The organism is Euzebya rosea, from assembly GCF_003073135.1.
GTDB classification, from domain to species: domain Bacteria; phylum Actinomycetota; class Nitriliruptoria; order Euzebyales; family Euzebyaceae; genus Euzebya; species Euzebya rosea.
This window is the reverse complement of the sequence record NZ_PGDQ01000020.1, coordinates 26,543-41,909: the sequence shown is the minus strand read 5'-3', so window position 1 is coordinate 41,909 and position 15,367 is coordinate 26,543. Positions and strand designations below refer to the sequence as shown.

The 15,367-nt window shown below is 72.4% G+C and carries 15 protein-coding genes; 13 read left to right on the top strand and 2 right to left on the bottom strand.

Annotated features, from left to right (window positions below):
* Positions 1-257: 257 nt before the first annotated feature.
* Both CUC05_RS21475 and CUC05_RS21470 read right to left on the bottom strand, forming a co-directional pair.
* The gene (locus CUC05_RS21475) at positions 258-995 is read right to left on the bottom strand and encodes an ABC transporter permease (protein ID WP_108668195.1); all 738 of its coding nucleotides are present in this window, start codon (positions 993-995) and stop codon (positions 258-260) included.
* On the bottom strand, positions 992-2,014 hold the full coding sequence (locus tag CUC05_RS21470) for an ABC transporter ATP-binding protein (RefSeq protein WP_108668194.1): 1,023 nt from the start codon (positions 2,012-2,014) through the stop codon (positions 992-994). The genes CUC05_RS21475 and CUC05_RS21470 overlap by 4 nt, the downstream gene beginning before the upstream one ends.
* 57 nt (positions 2,015-2,071) lie before the next feature.
* On the opposite strand from CUC05_RS21470, the gene CUC05_RS21465 reads away from it, so the two are divergent.
* From CUC05_RS21465 to CUC05_RS21410, 13 genes are all read left to right on the top strand, one after another.
* Complete coding sequence (locus tag CUC05_RS21465; RefSeq protein ID WP_108668193.1) at positions 2,072-3,358, top strand: beta-ketoacyl-[acyl-carrier-protein] synthase family protein; 1,287 nt, start codon at positions 2,072-2,074, stop codon at positions 3,356-3,358.
* Positions 3,359-4,915, top strand: a complete 1,557-nt coding sequence (locus tag CUC05_RS21460; RefSeq protein WP_108668192.1) for a class I adenylate-forming enzyme family protein — start codon at positions 3,359-3,361, stop codon at positions 4,913-4,915.
* 14 nt (positions 4,916-4,929) lie between these two features.
* Positions 4,930-5,187: an acyl carrier protein gene (locus CUC05_RS21455; RefSeq protein ID WP_108668191.1), complete on the top strand. Its 258-nt coding sequence runs from the start codon at positions 4,930-4,932 to the stop codon at positions 5,185-5,187.
* Entirely contained in the window at positions 5,184-6,077 is an 894-nt protein-coding gene (locus CUC05_RS21450) for an ACP S-malonyltransferase (protein WP_108668190.1), read from the top strand. The genes CUC05_RS21455 and CUC05_RS21450 overlap by 4 nt, the downstream gene beginning before the upstream one ends.
* A gap of 4 nt (positions 6,078-6,081) precedes the next feature.
* Positions 6,082-6,819 (top strand): 3-oxoacyl-ACP reductase FabG, encoded by a 738-nt coding sequence (fabG, locus tag CUC05_RS21445; RefSeq protein WP_108668189.1) that lies wholly within the window; start codon positions 6,082-6,084, stop codon positions 6,817-6,819.
* Positions 6,816-7,532: a lysophospholipid acyltransferase family protein gene (locus tag CUC05_RS21440; RefSeq protein ID WP_108668188.1), complete on the top strand. Its 717-nt coding sequence runs from the start codon at positions 6,816-6,818 to the stop codon at positions 7,530-7,532. The genes fabG and CUC05_RS21440 overlap by 4 nt, the downstream gene beginning before the upstream one ends.
* A 112-nt stretch (positions 7,533-7,644) precedes the next feature.
* A complete protein-coding gene (serC, locus tag CUC05_RS21435; RefSeq protein WP_108668187.1) occupies positions 7,645-8,760 on the top strand; it encodes a phosphoserine transaminase in 1,116 nt (371 codons plus the stop codon).
* 88 nt (positions 8,761-8,848) lie between these two features.
* Complete coding sequence (locus CUC05_RS21430; protein WP_108668186.1) at positions 8,849-10,282, top strand: M14 family zinc carboxypeptidase; 1,434 nt, start codon at positions 8,849-8,851, stop codon at positions 10,280-10,282.
* Positions 10,283-11,025: 743 nt separating this feature from the next.
* Positions 11,026-11,481, top strand: a complete 456-nt coding sequence (gene mraZ, locus CUC05_RS21425) for a division/cell wall cluster transcriptional repressor MraZ (protein WP_108668185.1) — start codon at positions 11,026-11,028, stop codon at positions 11,479-11,481.
* Positions 11,482-11,489: 8 nt separating this feature from the next.
* Positions 11,490-11,627, top strand: a complete 138-nt coding sequence (locus tag CUC05_RS24960; protein WP_157965864.1) for a hypothetical protein — start codon at positions 11,490-11,492, stop codon at positions 11,625-11,627.
* Positions 11,628-11,686: 59 nt separating this feature from the next.
* Entirely contained in the window at positions 11,687-12,751 is a 1,065-nt protein-coding gene (gene rsmH / locus CUC05_RS21420) for a 16S rRNA (cytosine(1402)-N(4))-methyltransferase RsmH (RefSeq protein WP_108668184.1), read from the top strand.
* A gap of 6 nt (positions 12,752-12,757) precedes the next feature.
* Positions 12,758-13,285 carry a hypothetical protein gene (locus tag CUC05_RS21415; protein WP_108668183.1) on the top strand — a complete coding sequence of 176 codons (528 nt, stop codon included), beginning with the start codon at positions 12,758-12,760 and terminating at the stop codon, positions 13,283-13,285.
* A 4-nt stretch (positions 13,286-13,289) separates the two neighbouring features.
* The gene (locus CUC05_RS21410; RefSeq protein WP_108668182.1) at positions 13,290-15,365 is read left to right on the top strand and encodes a peptidoglycan D,D-transpeptidase FtsI family protein; all 2,076 of its coding nucleotides are present in this window, start codon (positions 13,290-13,292) and stop codon (positions 15,363-15,365) included.
* Positions 15,366-15,367 lie beyond the last annotated feature (2 nt).

Below are 15,367 nucleotides of genomic sequence, written 5' to 3'. Positions count from 1 at the left end.
CACGCCCTGACGCGCGGCCGATCGCACACGAGACGCCGGGGTGTGTGCGATCGACCGCCCCCGGGGGAAGGGGTCGAACCCGGGCCCCGTGGGAGCGGATCGCACCCGGACCCCGTGGGAGGGGATCGCTCCCGGACTCCGGGGGAAGGGATCGCACCCGGGCCCCGTGGGAGCGGATCGCACCCGGACCCCGGGGGAGCGGACCGAACCCGAGCGCCCCACACCGGGGGAGGACAGGGGCGGGGGCGTCGGTCCCGCTACTCCCAGCGGAAGATGCGGGAGGCCAGGATCGGGGCGCCGACGGCCCAGGCGGGGAGGGCGATCAGCGAGGCGACGGGGATGTCGGCGCCGTCGAACGCGGCTCGCAGCCAGTCGGTCAGCGGGGCGGCCGGCAGCAGGCGGGCGCCGAACTGCATGACCTCGGGCAGCCGGTCGAGGGGGAAGATGATCCCCGAGGAGACCAGCAGGACGAGGAACAGCGCGTTGGTCGCCGCCAGGGTCGCTACGGCTCGCAGGCGGCCGGCCATCGACAGGCCGATGCCGACGAACGCCGACGTGCCCAGCAGCAACGCCGGGACGGCGAGGGCCAGCTGGTCCACCTCGGGTCGCCAGCCCAGCGCCAGCGCCACGCCGACCACGACGACCACCTGGGCGATCTCGGTCAGCAGCACCGCCAGCGCCTTGCTGGCGATCAGCTCCCAGCGGCGCAGCGGGGTGGCCCCCAGCCGCTTGAGGACCAGGTAGAACCGCTCGAACCCGGTCTGGATGCCCAACGACACCATGGCCGCACCGATGACGCTCAGCGCCAGGATGCCGGGGGCCAGGAAGGCGACCGGCTCGGTGTCGTCCGGCGTGGGCAGCACGCGGATGATGGAGAAGAAGATGAGCATCCCCGTCGGGATGCCGAACGTGACGATGAGGTTCTCGGCGTTGCGGAGCATCAGCTTCAGCTCCATGACCGTCTGGGCCGACAGCCGGCTGACCGCGCCCATCATCGGCGGGCCTCCAGCGGCATGCCGCCGCCTGCGCCGTCGGGCAACGTGGCCGGCTCGCCGAAGGCCTGGCGCGTCAGCTCCAGGTACGCCGCCTCCAGCCCCTCGCCGCCGGTGGCGATCGAGGTCAGGTGGCGGCCGTTGTCGGCGAACCAGGTCGTGATCCCGACCAGCAGCGACTGCGGGTCCCGGTCCCCGGCGTCGACCAGCCAACGGTCGGCGGTGTCGGCCAGTACCAGCGCGCCGTCCAGCGAATCCGACAGCGACTCGGCGTCGATCCTGTCCGGCGAGGTGACGACGATGCCGGGTGGGGCGTGCGTGGCGATCAGCCCGGCGGGTGAGTCCTCGGCCAGCATCCGGCCGCGCGCCATGATGGCGACCTGGTCGGCCAGCACCTCGGCCTCCTGCATGAAGTGGGTGGTGAGCAGCACCGACGTGCCCTCGTTGCGCAGCCCGCGGATCAGCTCCCAGGTCTGCTGGCGGACCTCGGGATCCATGCCGGTCGTCGGCTCGTCGAGGATCAGCACCTCGGGCCGGCCGACCAGCGCCAGCGCGAGGTTCAGCCGCTGCTTCTCGCCGCCGGACAGGTTCCGGTACTTCGAGCCCGCCACCGTGCCCAGCGCGAGGCGCTCGATCAGGTCGTCGGGGTTCCAGCGGTCCGGGTGCAGGCGGGCGAACAGCTTGAGCACCTCGCGTGGGGTGGCGGCCTGCCAGACCCCACCCTCCTGCAGCATCACCCCGAGCCTGGGCGTCAGCGCGTTGCGGTCACGGACGGGGTCGAGCCCCAGCACCCTCACGGTCCCGGCGTCGGGACGGCGGAAGCCCTCGATGCACTCCACGGTCGTGGTCTTGCCGGCCCCGTTCGGGCCCAGCAGCGCCACCACCTGACCCACGGGCACGGCGAGGTCGACCTGATCGACGACACGCCGGTCGTCGTAGGCCTTCACCAGGCCCGTCACCTCGATCGCCGGGGGAGCGGCACTATCGACCGGCGCGGGCGTTGCGTGCTCGGTGGTTACCATCTGCGACCCGCCAGTATGGCAGGAGGAACCGATCCGTCCCCCACCCACGCCTGCACCATGAGCCCAGCCAAGGTCGCGATCACCGGTCTCGGCGCCGTCAGCCCGCACGGCGTCGGCGTGGCCGCGCTGTGGGACGGGCTGCTCGTCGGCCGCTCCTGCGCGGCACCGATCACCCGCTACGACGCCAGCGCCCATCGCGTTCGCTTCGCCTGCGAGGTCCCCGGAGACCTGTCCGACAGGTTGCCGAGGCGACTGCTGCGCCAGACCGATCCGTTCGCCCGCTACGCCCTCGTGGCAGCGGAGGAGGCGCTGGCCGACGCGGGACTGCTCGCCCCGGACGCGGGCGCGGTACGACTGCCGGTCGAGGGGATCGACGCCGACCGTGTGGCCGTCGTGATCGCCTCCGGAGCGGGCGGGATGGACGAGCTCACCAGCCAGCACCAGCGGCTGATCGACGGGGGACCCGGACGGGTCCGGCCCTACCTGTCCATCGCCATGCCCCTCAACATGGCCGCCGGGCAGGTCGCCATGCGCCACGGGCTCCGCGGGCCGGCCAGCGCCGTCGTCTCCGCGTGTGCGTCGGCCGCTGACGCCATCGGGTCGGGCCTGGACCTGCTGCGGGCCGGCCGCGCCGACGTGGCCGTCGTCGGCGGGGCGGAGGCGGCCGTCAACTCCCTGACGATGGCCGGGTTCGATGCCGCCGGGGCCATGTCGCGTCGCAACGACGACCCCACGACCGCCAGCCGTCCCTTCGACGTCGACCGTGACGGCTTCGTCGCGGGGGAGGGGGCGGCGATCCTGGTGCTGGAGACCGCCGAGCACGCGGCGGCACGGGGGGTGACGCCGCTCGCATGGCTGGCGGGCTACGGCGCCTCCAACGACGCCTTGGACCCCAGCAGCCCCGCCCCCGACGGCGAGGGCGCCGTCCGGGCCATGCGGATCGCGCTGGCCGACGCCGGCCTCGAGCCCGGGGACATCGACCACGTCAACGCCCACGCCACCTCCACCCCGGTCGGTGACCTGGCGGAGGCCACCGCCATGGCGACCGTGTTCGGCGAGCACCGTCCGGTGGTCACGGCGCCCAAGTCCTCCTTCGGCCACCTCATGGGCGCCGCTGGGGCCATCGAGGCGGTGGCGACCGTGCAGGCGCTCCGCCACGGCATCGTCCCGGCCACCCTCAACACCCTCCGCCAGGATCCCGCCTGTATGGTCGACCTCGTCCTCGGGCATCCTCGGGAGGGCCGCCTGCGGGCAGCGATGTCGTCCTCCTTCGGGTTCGGCGGCCACAACGCCGTGCTGGTCGTCACCAGGGCGGGTCACGACCCCCACGACAGGGACCGCTAGATGCCATCGCCAGCCCTCGAGCCGGTCGCCCACCTGGGCACGACGGTCCAGGCCTTCGTCGGCCGGCCGGCCAGCCACGACGCGATCCTCAGGCGTGCGGCACGACGGTTCGGACGCCGTCAGGCGGTCGTGGCGCCGGCTGGGACCCTCACCTACGCCGAGCTGCACGGCGCGGTCGACAGCGCGGCAACGGCGGTGCGGTCCATCGTCGACGAGGGCGCCACGATCGCCGTTGCGATGGGGCACGACCTGCCGTTGTTCCTCCTGCCGTTCGTCGCCAGCCGGGCAGGGGTGACCGTCCTGCCGCTCAACACGAGCCTCTCGCCGTCGGCGTGGCGCGACCAGCTGGACCGGGCTCGCCCCACGGTCGTCGTCGCCGACGAGCACCACATCGAGGCCGCGCGGACCGCAGCGTTCGGGACCGACACCACGGTGGTCGAGGCAGACCGCGGGTGGTCCGTGGACGGTCCTGCGGACCCCGACGCCTTCGAGGAGGCCGATCCCGACCAGACCCTCGCCCTGATCGCCACCTCGGGCACGACGGGGGTCCCGAAGATGAGCAGGGTCACCACCGGGGGGCTGATCCACGCGGCGATGGGCTACGTGCACCTCCTCGGGCTGGACGGCACCGACCGGTCGTTCGTGTGCCTGCCGCTGCACTACATCGGCCCGTTGTCGGCGCAGACCACCACCATGCCGCTGGTCGGTGGGGTCAACGTCATCCCCGCCGAGACCACGCCCCACCGTGCCGCCCGCACCATGGCCAGGGCCAACATCACCTACGTCGACGCCGTCCCGGCCTGGCTGGGGATGCTCGCGCGTGCCGGCGAGACGGCGATCCCGACGTGGCGCACCCTGATCTACGGCGGCGCGCCCATGCCGCCGGAGACCGCATCGACGCTTGCCCGCCGGTTCCCCGACCTCCGGCTGTGGGACGTCTGGGGGCTGTCGGAGACCCATGGGCCGGCCACGGCGCTGCGCTACGACCCCTCGGCGCCACCGATGCCCGGGACGGTCGGTCGTCCGCTCCCCGGGGTCGAGATCCGCACCGACTCCGATCCCGGCGAGCTGCTGGTCCGCGGCGCCAACGTCACCCCCGGATACGCCGACGACGCCGATGTCACCGCGTCGGTCATCGTGGACGGCTGGCTTAGCACGGGGGACATCGGCACCGTCGGCCCGGACGGCACCGTCCGGCTGCTCGACCGTGCCAAGGACGTGATCATGCGGGGCGGCGCCAACGTGTTCTCCGTGGAGGTCGAGCAGCTGCTGGCCAGCAATCCCGATGTCGTCGAGGCCGCCGTCTTCGGGGTGCCCGACGGCCTGCACGACGAAGCCGTGTTCGCGACAGTCGTCCTGCGGTCCGGCTCCGAACTGGACGTGATGGCGCTGCGTGCGCTGGTCGACGACGGCATCGGTCGACACGCCGTCCCCCGGCGGGTCACCGCCGTCGACGCCCTGCCCCGCAACGCCACCGGCAAGATCGACAAGGCCGCCCTGCGCGCCGAGGCCCTCGAGGGTCGACGGACGCTGCACGACCCGGCCCCCCAGCGGTAGCGGAGGACCACCCCATGTCATCACCCATCCACACCCGTGTCGCCCAGGTCATCGACGACCTGTTCGGCGTGCCAGCCAGCGCGCTCCACGACGACGTCGAGCTGCAGGACGGCCTCCAGCTGGACTCGCTGTCGGTCATCGAGCTGCAGGTCGCGATCGAGGACACCTTCGACATCCGCTTCGACGAGGCCGATTCCGCTGACGTCACCACCTATGGCAGGCTCGTCGCGGCCGTCTCCGACGCACTGGACAGAAAGGCACGATCCGCATGAGCACGATGGCGCTGGTGTTCCCCGGACAGGGCAGCCAGCAACCCGGCATGGCCGAGGCCTGGCAGGACCACCCGTCCTTCGCACGCTGGGCCGAGGCCGACGACGTGCTCGGGCTCGACGTGTCCCGGCTGGGCCTGCACGCCCCGGCTGAGGAGCTGCGCGAACCGAGGAACTGCCAGATCGCGTTGTTCGTCCACCACGTCGTGCTGCTGGAGGCCTGGCGGGCCACCACCCCCGGCGCCGGCCCGGCGTTCGTCGCCGGGCACTCGTTGGGCGAGTACGACGCGCTCGTCGCCGCCGACGTCCTGGACTTCGCCAGCGCGCTGCGCCTGGTCGACGTCCGGGCCCGCGCCACCCAGGACGCGGCCGACGACATGCCGGGCACGATGATCGCCGCGCTCGGCTTCGAGGTGGAGGAGGTGACCGACGCCTGCGAACGGGCCGGTGCCCACGTCGCCAACGACAACGCCGTCGGCCAGATCACCGTCAGCGGCACCGTCGAGCAGCTCGCGGAGGTCAAGGCGATCCTGGCCGAGGGCAAGGGCAAGGTGCGCGACATCCCCGTCGGCGCCGCCTACCACTCGCCGCACATGGCCGCCGCGGTCGGCCCGCTGGGCGAGGCGCTGGACGCTGCCCCGTTCGCCGACGCCACCGTGCCCGTCGTCGCCAACGTCGACGCCGCCCCCCACACCGCCGCGACCGAGTGGCCCACCCTGCTGCGTGACCAGGTCACCAGCCCCGTCCGCTGGCGCGAGAGCGTGCTGACCATGCGCGACGCCGGTATCGAGCAGGTCGTCGAGCTCGGCGCCACGGCCGTGCTGACCGCCATGATCAAGCGCATCGACCGCGGCATCGACCGCATCGCCATCACCACTCCCGAGGACCTGTAGGCCGATGACCGACCAGCCAACCGACGACCGCACCTGGGCGCTGGTCACCGGCGCCTCCAAGGGCATCGGCGCCGCCACCGCCGTCGCACTGGCCCGGCAGGGACGCAACGTCCTGGTCGGCTACGGCGGCGACGCCGATGGCGCGGCTGCCGTCGTGACCGCCTGCGAGGACGCCGGCGTGACCGCCCGCGCGGTCCAGGCCGACCTGTCCACGTCCATCGACCCCCTGGCCGAGGCCGCGGAGGACGTCGGCGGGGTGGCCGTCCTGGTCAACAACGCCGGGATCACCGCCGACGGCCTGGTCTTCGGCATGGACGACGACGCGTTCGCGAGGGTGCTGGACGTCAACCTGACCGCGTCCTTCCGGCTGTCGCGTGCCGTGCTCCGCCGGATGCTCCGCGCCCGCTTCGGCCGCATCGTCAACGTCACCAGCGTCGTCGGCCTGCACGGCAACGCCGGCCAGGCCAACTACGCCGCCTCCAAGGCCGGCCTCGTGGGGCTGACCAAGTCGCTGGCCCGCGAGGTCGGCAAGCGCAACATCACCGTCAACGCCGTCGCCCCCGGGTTCATCAGCACCGCCATGACCGACGACGTCGACACCAGCGACATGCTGGACCGGATCCCCGCCGGCCGCCTGGGCGAGGCCGAGGAGATCGCCGCCGCCATCGCGTTCCTCTGCAGCGACGAGGCCGCCTACGTCAACGGGACCGTCCTGCAGGTCGACGGCGGCCTGTTCGCGTGAGCACGGCCGACGCCGACGGCCCGACGCCGCCCCCGCCGGGCACGGCCGTCGTCGGTGACGGACCCTCCACCCCGCCCATGCGGGTCAGCCATGCGGTGCTGGGCCCGACGGTCCTGTGGTGGCTGCGGGCCACGGTGACGGGAACGGGCCAGGTGCCGGCGTCCGGCGGGGCCCTGCTGGCCGCCAACCACCGTTCCTTCCTCGACCACTTCGCCATGGGCGCAGCCAGCCCCCGGCCGATGCGCTTCTTCGGCAAGGCATCCCTCACCGAGGGGATCGGGGGTCGCTACAACGTCGCCATGGGCATGATCCCGGTCAAGCGGGGCACGGCCGACCTCGGGGCCCTCGACGTCGCCGTGGAGCTGCTGCGGGCGGGCGCGTTGATCGGCATCTTCCCCGAGGGCACCCGCTCCACCGACGGCCGGCTGTACCGCTTCCGTTCGGGCATGGCCCGCATGGCCGCCGCCGCGGAGGTCCCGATCGTCCCGGTCGGCATGACCGGCATGGCGACGGTCTGGCCACGCGGACAGTCGCGACCCTCGATGCGCCGCCCGCGCAGGGGAGTGGTGGGGGTGCACTTCGGCGAGGCCGTCCACCTGCCCGACGACTCGCCCCGGTCCCGCCGGCAGGCCACCGTCGCGGTGCACGACCAGGTGGCGTCGTTGTGCGGCCAGCCGCTGGCCGACGGGTTCGCGGAGATCCCCGACTCCTGACGGGTCGCCGGACGGTGGCCCCGCCGACCCTCGGGCAGGTCGGTGAGCCACTGCCCGGTTGTCACTGTTGGGGCGTCGGGTGGGTCCGCGGCCGTGGTCTACCCTGACGGCGATGAGCGACATCACCATTCCCGCCGACCTGCTTCCCGCCGACGGCCGCTTCGGCTGCGGCCCCTCCAAGGTGCGCCAGGAGTCCGTCGACCGCCTCGCCGCGGCCGCCCCGACCATCCTCGGCACCTCCCACCGCAAGCCTGCGGTGAAGGACATCGTCGGGCGCATCCGCTCGGGGATGAAGGAGTACTTCGGCCTTCCCGAGGACTACGAGGTCGCCATCACCAACGGTGGCGCCACGTTCTTCTGGGACGCCGCCTGCTACGGCCTGATCGAGCGGCGTTCCGCACACGCGGTGTTCGGCGAGTTCTCCTCCAAGTTCGCCAAGTCCGCCGAGATCGCCCCGCACCTGGAGTCGCCGATCACGGTGGAGTCCGAGGTCGGCACCCACCCCACGTTGGAGCGCATCGAGGGCGTCGACGTCTACGCGTTGACCCACAACGAGACCTCCACCGGCGTGACGGCACCGGTGACCCGACCCGCCGGCAACGGCCTGGTCCTGGTCGACGCCACCTCCGGCGCCGGCGCCATCGAGTTCGACCCCACCGAGGTCGACGCCTACTACTTCTCCCCGCAGAAGGCCTTCGGCGCCGAGGGTGGCCTCTGCGTCGCCCTGCTGTCGCCGGCGGCACAGGCCCGCATCGGCGGCATCCGCGCGACCGGTCGGCCCACGCCGCCGTCCCTCGACCTGTCGATCGTCCTGGACAACTCCGCGAAGGACCAGACCTACAACACGCCGGCCGTGTCCTCGCTGTTCCTCCTGGCCGACTCCGTGGAGTGGCTGCTGGCCGAGGGTGGCCTGTCCGCCGTCGCCAAGGACTGCCGCGAGAAGTCCGGCATCGTCTACGGCTGGGCCGAGGAGCGCGACTGGGCGACCCCCTTCGTGACCGACCCGGCCGACCGCTCGCCGGTCGTGTGCACCATCGACCTCGACGACGCCATCGACGCCTCGCAGGTCTCCAGCGTCCTGCGGGCCAACGGCATCCTCGACACCGACGCCTACCGCAAGCTCGGTCGCAACCAGCTTCGCCTGGGGCTGTTCCCCGCCGTCGACACCGCCGACGTCGAGCAGCTCGTCGCCGCCATCGACCACGTCGTCGAGGCGCTGACCGCGTAGCCCTCCTCCTGCTCGGGAGGAGTTCGGGGCACCGACGTCGAACCCAGCCGGAAAGCCCTCCGTTTGCTTTCCGAAAGGTCCTCGACCGATGTCGTTGTCCCGACGCATGTTCCTCGGCCGCGCCGCGTCCACCGCGGCCGCCGCTGGCGCGTTCTCCCTCCCCACCCTGATCGGCGCCCCCGCGTTCGCGCAGGACGGCTCCGCCCCGAAGACGCCCTTCGAGGCCAAGGGCAGGACCTCCTGGACCACCCACGCCGAGGAGCTGGACTTCTTCGACTCCATCCTCGGCACCAGGTCGCCGAACCGCTTCACGATGGAGGTCATCGGCGAGACCGACCTCGACGACTGCACGCGGCGCGACGGCAGCACGGGCACCCTGCCGGTGCACCTGTTCGCCTTCGGCACCGACGAGACGGGTGACGTCGCGACGCCGGGCACCCGGCCGACGGTCTACATCCTCTGCTCCCAGCACGGCAACGAGCCTGCGGGCCGTGAAGCCGGCATCGAGCTGATCCGCGACCTCGCCTTCACCACGGACGCGACGCTGCTGGAGCTGCTGTCGAAGGTGAACATCATCGTCACCCCCACCGCCAACCCCCGGGGTCGGCAGCGCAACGCCCGCGAGAACGGGGTCACCGACATCAACCGCGACCACCTCAACCTGCGGACCAACGAAGCCCGCGCCTACGCGGCGGCCGGCAACGAATGGCGTCCGTACATGATCGTGGACCACCACGAGTACGGCCCCGGCCAGCCGGTCCTCTACGACGACGACGTGCTGTACCTGTGGCCCCGCAACCTCAATGTCGACGAGCAGGTCCGGGCCGGCGCCAAGGAGTTCTGCCTCGACTACGTCAAGGTCGACTGCGAGGCCGCCGGCTACACCGCCGACGAGTACGGGCTGGCCAAGGTCGGTCCGAACTACGGGCCGCTGCAGACCCCCGTCGGGGCCCCGACCGGTGTCCAGACGGCCGGCGACTGGGACGACGGGATCGCTCGCAACGCCACCGGCCTGCGCAACGCCATGGGCATCCTGGTGGAGTCGGCCGTGTCGGCTCGTCCCCACGACCCGTCGGAGGCCACCAACAACCTGTTCCGCCGTGTGGCGTCCCAGCGCGTCGTGATGGACGCCGCGATCCGCCACCTCGCCGAGAAGGGCGAGGCGTCCATGGCCATCACGGCCGGCGCGCCCGTCCGCCGGGCGGAGGACGGCGCCGACCAGGGGACCGTCTGGTTCGACGGGCAGGACGAGGCCCACCCCAGCACCGACCTGGCATCGCTGCAGCCCCGGACGTTCGACGACCCCGGCGCGAAGGAGTACCGCATCCCGGCCTCGGCGTTGACCCAGGACGAGGGCGTCCACGGGACGCTGACCGGGGTGCTGGGCCTGCACGAGGTCGAGTGGACCGTCGACGGTGACCAGGCCGTGTTCCCGATGGCCCAGCAGTCCAAGAACGTGATCCCCCTCCTGCTGGACTCCCGGGCCGAGCGCAGCACGGTCAACGGGACACCCAGCTACTAGCCCCAGCCACCCCGCCGCCCCCTTCGCCACCACGGCGGAGGGGGCGTCGCCGTTCCCCACCCGTCCCTCCTGCACCCGGGGTGTGTCGCCCAACCACGACGGGTGGCCGGTTCGGCGACACGGTGGTGGGCGAGGGGTCGCGCCCGCCCGGGGGTGTGTCGCCCAACGACGACGGGTGGCCGGTTCGGCGACACAGTCCGGGGTGTGGCGTCCGACGGTGACCCGAGGACGCCAGCTGGCGCACCCGAACAGAAAAAGCCGAAGAGCCGGCCCCCGCCGTGGGACCGGCTCTTCGCTCCCGCCTTTAGGAGAGGGCGCTCCCGCCAAGGGCGCCGCTATGAACAGTATTCGCCAAAGGCGGTCGGGTTTCCTGCCGGACTTCGAGAAATTTGTTCCGTCCGCCGGAGCGGACCGGCGGGGGAGGAGGTGCAGCCCTCCGGCCCCGGTCGACCCACCGTCCCCCACCGGGGGACCCGGTCGCCCCCCACGGCGCCCCACCGGGCCCCCACCAGGACCCCCGAACGACCCCCCACGTCCCCTCCGACGCGCGAAACCGCCCGGATGACGGCCGGGGACGGCGGCGAAGCGCGCTCCTATGGCATCGGAGGTGCGTGGCCACCCACCATCCACCACCACGTTGACCTGCGCTTTTGCAACTACTGTTAAGAAGAGTGAAGAGAAGTGGGGTCGTGTGGTTGACCCGGTGGGTGGTGGTGGGGCACAGTGGGTGCAGAAGGAGAACAGTGGAGGAACAGGACGACAGCGCCGAGTTCCTTGGAACCCATCACCACGCGATGGACACCAAGGGTCGGTTGGTGTTGCCCGCCACCTTTCGCGAGCTACTGAAGGAAGGAATGGTCATGACGATCGGCTACGACAACTGCCTCACGCTGCAGACGCCGTCGCAGTGGAAGAAGACGCTGACCACCCTCCGCTCGCTGAAGACCTCCAACCCGCGCGAGCGGCTGTTCACCCGCCTCGTGGCCAGCAACGCCGAGCCCCAGACCCTGGACAAGCAGGGTCGCATCTCCATCCCGCAGGACCTGCGGGAGTACGCACGCCTGGACAAGGACGTCGCCGTCGTCGGTGCCGTCACCCGCGTGGAGATCTGGGACGCGGCCCGCTGGGACGAGTACGAAGGCGGCGGCCTGTCCAACCTCGCCGAGCTGTCCGCCGAGTTCGACATCAACATCTTCTAGGAGCCCTGGTGCAGACCTTGTATCGACCGTTGGATCGGCTCGGCCTCGTCGACGCCGGGGTTCCCACGCGCCGTGCCGCCGTCGTGGCACCCCTGGCCGGCTCGCTGCTGATCTCGGGAGGGGTGGCACTGTGGCTGTTCAGCTGATCGCCCCGTCCTGGCACCGTCCGCGTCGCGCCCACCGACCGAGGATCCACCCGAGAGTCATGGCCAGCGCACCACACGATCCCGTCATGGTCGACCGCATCGTCGATCTCCTCGCCGTCACCGACGACCGTCCCGCGGTCCTCGTCGACTGCACGCTCGGCGCGGCCGGCCACGCCGCCCGCCTGCTCGCCGCCAGCGGGCCCAACACCCACCTCGTCGGCTTCGACCGCGACCCCGACGCGCTGGACCTGGCCCGCCGCCGCCTGGCCGCATTCGCCGACCGCGTCACCCTGGTGCACGCCCCCTTCGACGAGTTCACCGAACACGTTGCCCCCGTCGTCGCCCAGCACGGCCCCCTCATGGGCGTCCTCTACGACCTCGGCGTGTCCTCCATGCAGCTCGACACCCCCGGGAGGGGCTTCTCCTTCCGTGCCTTCGGGCCCCTCGACATGCGCATGGACACCACCTCGCCCACCACCGCCGCGGAGTTCGTCAACGCGGCCAGCGAGACCGAGCTGGAGCGCATCCTCTCGGAGTACGGCGAGGAGTCCCACGCCAAGCGCATCGCCCAGGCGATCGTCGCCAACCGTCCCTTCACGACCACGGTCGGCCTCGCCGACCTCATCGCCCAGGCCATGCCCCGCACGCAGCGTCGCAAGGACCGCGCCAAGGGCATCCACCCCGCCACCCGCGCCTTCCAGGGCCTGCGGATCGCGGTCAACTCAGAGCTCGAACGCTTCGGTGCCTCCCTTCCCCAGGCACTGGAGCTGGCGGCGCCCGCCCCCGGAACATCCCCCCGCGACGGTGACGTCGACGGCCGGGGCGGGCGCACCGCCAACACCCACGATCGTGGCGGTCGCATCGCCACGCTCGCCTATCACAGCCTGGAGGACCGTATTGCCAAACGGTTCTTCTCCGACGCGGCCGATGGCTGCATCTGCCCTCCGGGTCTCCCGGTGTGCGGCTGCGGTCGCGTCCCCCTTCTCTCCCACGTCACCCGCAAGGGCGAGCGCCCCTCCGAAGAAGAGGTGGCCCGCAACCCGCGCGCCCGTTCGGCGACGCTGCGGGTCGTCGAGCGCCTGTCCGCGGACGACGCCTCCGACGACCAGCTCGGGACCCGGTGACGCCGGATGACCGCCGTCGCGCAGCTGCCACGCCGTGGCAGCACCACCGCCCGCGCCCGAACCGAGGCGTTCCTGGTCGCCGCAGGCCTGGCGACCGCCCCGAGCGGCCGCCCTGCAGGTCCGACGAGCCAGCAGGCCGCCGACGCCCGCCGGGCCGCCGCTGAACGTCGTCGGGCGGCCGTCCGGGCCGTCCCCGATCACCGCAGGGACCCCTTCCGGCTGGCCGCCCCGCTGGTCGCCGCACTCGCCGTGACCATCGTGGTCCTCGGCGTCCTCGGGGTCGTGGCGCTCAACGCCCTGGCCGCCGAGGCGTCCTTCGAGGCCCGAGCGCTGGAACAGGAGATCTCCGACCTGACGCTGCACCACGACGACCTCGTCGCCGCGGTCGCGCAGCTCGAGTCCCCCAACCGGGTTCGGGACGTTGCGCTCGGCCAGCTGGGGCTGATGGAGCCCGAGGTGCCGGGGTTCCTCGAGATCGACCCGGCCGACATGCCGGCGCCGCAGCCCAAGCCCATGGTGCGGACAGGGAGCTGACCACGTGACGTCCGGCACCATCACCCGCACCCGCCGCTCGCGGACCACCACCCGGCCGACCACGTCACCCCTCCCGACCCAAGGCGCACGAACCGTCACCGCGCCGTCCTCGCCGCGGCGTCCACCCGCCGCGCCCGGCCGTCCGCGAGCCCCGCGACCACCCGCCCCGCCGTCGCTGGCCGCCGGGCTGCTCATCGCCACCCACGACGCGCTCGCGCGAGCCCTGCAGCGGGCGAAGTGCTCCCGTCGCCTGCTCGCGCTCCTGCTGATCTACGTGCTCCTCACCCTGCTCATGGGGTGGCGCCTGGTCACCGTCCAGATCGTCGCCGCCGAGGACTACAGCGAGCTCGCCCGCCGGCAGACCCAGCGCGAGGTCGACCTGCCCGCCACCCGGGGGGCGCTGACCGACCGCGAGGGCGACCCACTGGCCATGAGCCTGTCGGCCGCCACGATCTTCGCCAACCCCCGGCTGCTGGCCGAGAACGACATCGACCCCTACGTCCTGGCCTCCCGGCTGTCGGAGCCCCTGGGGCGCACCGTCGTCGACCTGGTGGAGGACCTGACGGCCGACCGGGAGTTCGTCTTCCTCGGTCGACAGCTGCCGCGTGCGGTCGGTGAGGAGATCACCGCCATGGAGCTCGCCGGCATCGGCGTGCTCGAGGAGCCCAACCGGGTGTACCCGGCCGACCGGATCGCCAGCCAGGTCGTGGGCTGGGCCGGGGTGGACAACAGCGGCCTCGCCGGGATCGAGCTGCAGTACGACGAGGCCCTCGCGGGTGTCGCCGGCACCCTGCGCCTCGAACGTGCCCCCGGTGGGCTGGAGATCACCGCCGCCCCGCGCGAGGTCGTGCCCGCCACCGCCGGCGCCGACATCCGGCTGACCATCGACCGCGAGGTGCAGTTCGCCACCGAGGAGATCCTGGTCGAGGCCGTCGAGACCTACGACGCGATCGGCGGCTCGGCGGTGGTGCTCGACCCGCGGACCGGCGAGATCCTCGCCATGGCCAGCGTGCCCTCCGTGGCGCCGACCGCCTTCGCCGACGCCGAGCCCTACGCCCGACGCAACCGGGCGGTGACCGACGTGTTCGAGCCGGGCTCGGTCAACAAGGTCATCACCATCGCCGGGGCCATCGAGGACGGCGTCATCGGCCCCGACCAGAGTTTCGAGGTGGCTGACCGGATCGCCATCGGCCCGGAGGTCTTCAACGACTCCAGCGGCCACGCGACCAGCTGGTGGTCGGTCAACGACATCATCGCCAGGTCCTCCAACGTCGGGACGATCAAGATCGCCCAGGCGCTGGGGGAGGAGCGGCTGTACCACTACGTCACCGAGTTCGGCCTGGGTCGTCCGACCGGGCTGGGCTTCCCGGGCGAGTCCAACGGCCTGCTCGCCGAGGTCGACGACTGGTCGATCTCCAGCCTGCCGACCATCGCCATCGGCCAGGGGGTCTCCGCCACGCTCGTGCAGGTCGCCCAGGCCTTCGGTGTCATCGCCAACGACGGCACCTACGTCCCGCCGAGCCTCGTCCAGGGCACCGTCGACGCCGACGGGGTCTTCACCCCGGCCGAGACCGCCGAACCCCGGCAGGTCGTGTCCCCCGAGACCGCCGAGACCGTCGCCGCGATGCTGGTCGACGTGATCGAGTCCGACGTCGGCACCGGGAGCCGGGCCGCCGTCCGCGGCTACAGCGTGGGCGGCAAGACCGGGACGGCGCAGAAGCCGCTGGAGGGTGCCCGCGGGTACCGGGAGGACGCCTTCATCGCGACCTTCGCCGGCTTCGCCCCCGTCGAGGACCCGCAGGTGGTCGTCGCCGTCATGCTGGACGAACCTACGCCGCACTACGGCGGACTGTCCGCGGCGCCGACGTTCAGCCGGATCATGGAGTTCGCGCTCCGTGACCAGCGCATCGCGCCGCACACCCCGCAGATGCCGCTGCCGGTCGGCCAGCGCCTCGGCAACACCTTCGCGACGGCGCCCGACCCGACGGAGGCAGCCAGCGAGGACGTCACCGGCGACGCGACCGACGACACGTCCTCCGAGGCCGAATCCTCGGGCGGTGACGACGGTGCGGACGGCTGATC

Bases quoted from the DNA above. Each gene is read 5' to 3' on its own strand.
- CUC05_RS21475 (WP_108668195.1), bottom strand. From the start codon at position 995: ATGATGGGCGCGGTCAGCCGGCTGTCGGCCCAGACGGTCATGGAGCTG.
- CUC05_RS21470 (WP_108668194.1), bottom strand. From the start codon at position 2,014: ATGGTAACCACCGAGCACGCAACGCCCGCGCCGGTCGATAGTGCCGCT.
- CUC05_RS21465 (WP_108668193.1), top strand. From the start codon at position 2,072: ATGAGCCCAGCCAAGGTCGCGATCACCGGTCTCGGCGCCGTCAGCCCG.
- CUC05_RS21460 (WP_108668192.1), top strand. From the start codon at position 3,359: ATGCCATCGCCAGCCCTCGAGCCGGTCGCCCACCTGGGCACGACGGTC.
- CUC05_RS21455 (WP_108668191.1), top strand. From the start codon at position 4,930: ATGTCATCACCCATCCACACCCGTGTCGCCCAGGTCATCGACGACCTG.
- CUC05_RS21450 (WP_108668190.1), top strand. From the start codon at position 5,184: ATGAGCACGATGGCGCTGGTGTTCCCCGGACAGGGCAGCCAGCAACCC.
- fabG (WP_108668189.1), top strand. From the start codon at position 6,082: ATGACCGACCAGCCAACCGACGACCGCACCTGGGCGCTGGTCACCGGC.
- serC (WP_108668187.1), top strand. From the start codon at position 7,645: ATGAGCGACATCACCATTCCCGCCGACCTGCTTCCCGCCGACGGCCGC.
- CUC05_RS21430 (WP_108668186.1), top strand. From the start codon at position 8,849: ATGTCGTTGTCCCGACGCATGTTCCTCGGCCGCGCCGCGTCCACCGCG.
- rsmH (WP_108668184.1), top strand. From the start codon at position 11,687: ATGGCCAGCGCACCACACGATCCCGTCATGGTCGACCGCATCGTCGAT.
- CUC05_RS21415 (WP_108668183.1), top strand. From the start codon at position 12,758: ATGACCGCCGTCGCGCAGCTGCCACGCCGTGGCAGCACCACCGCCCGC.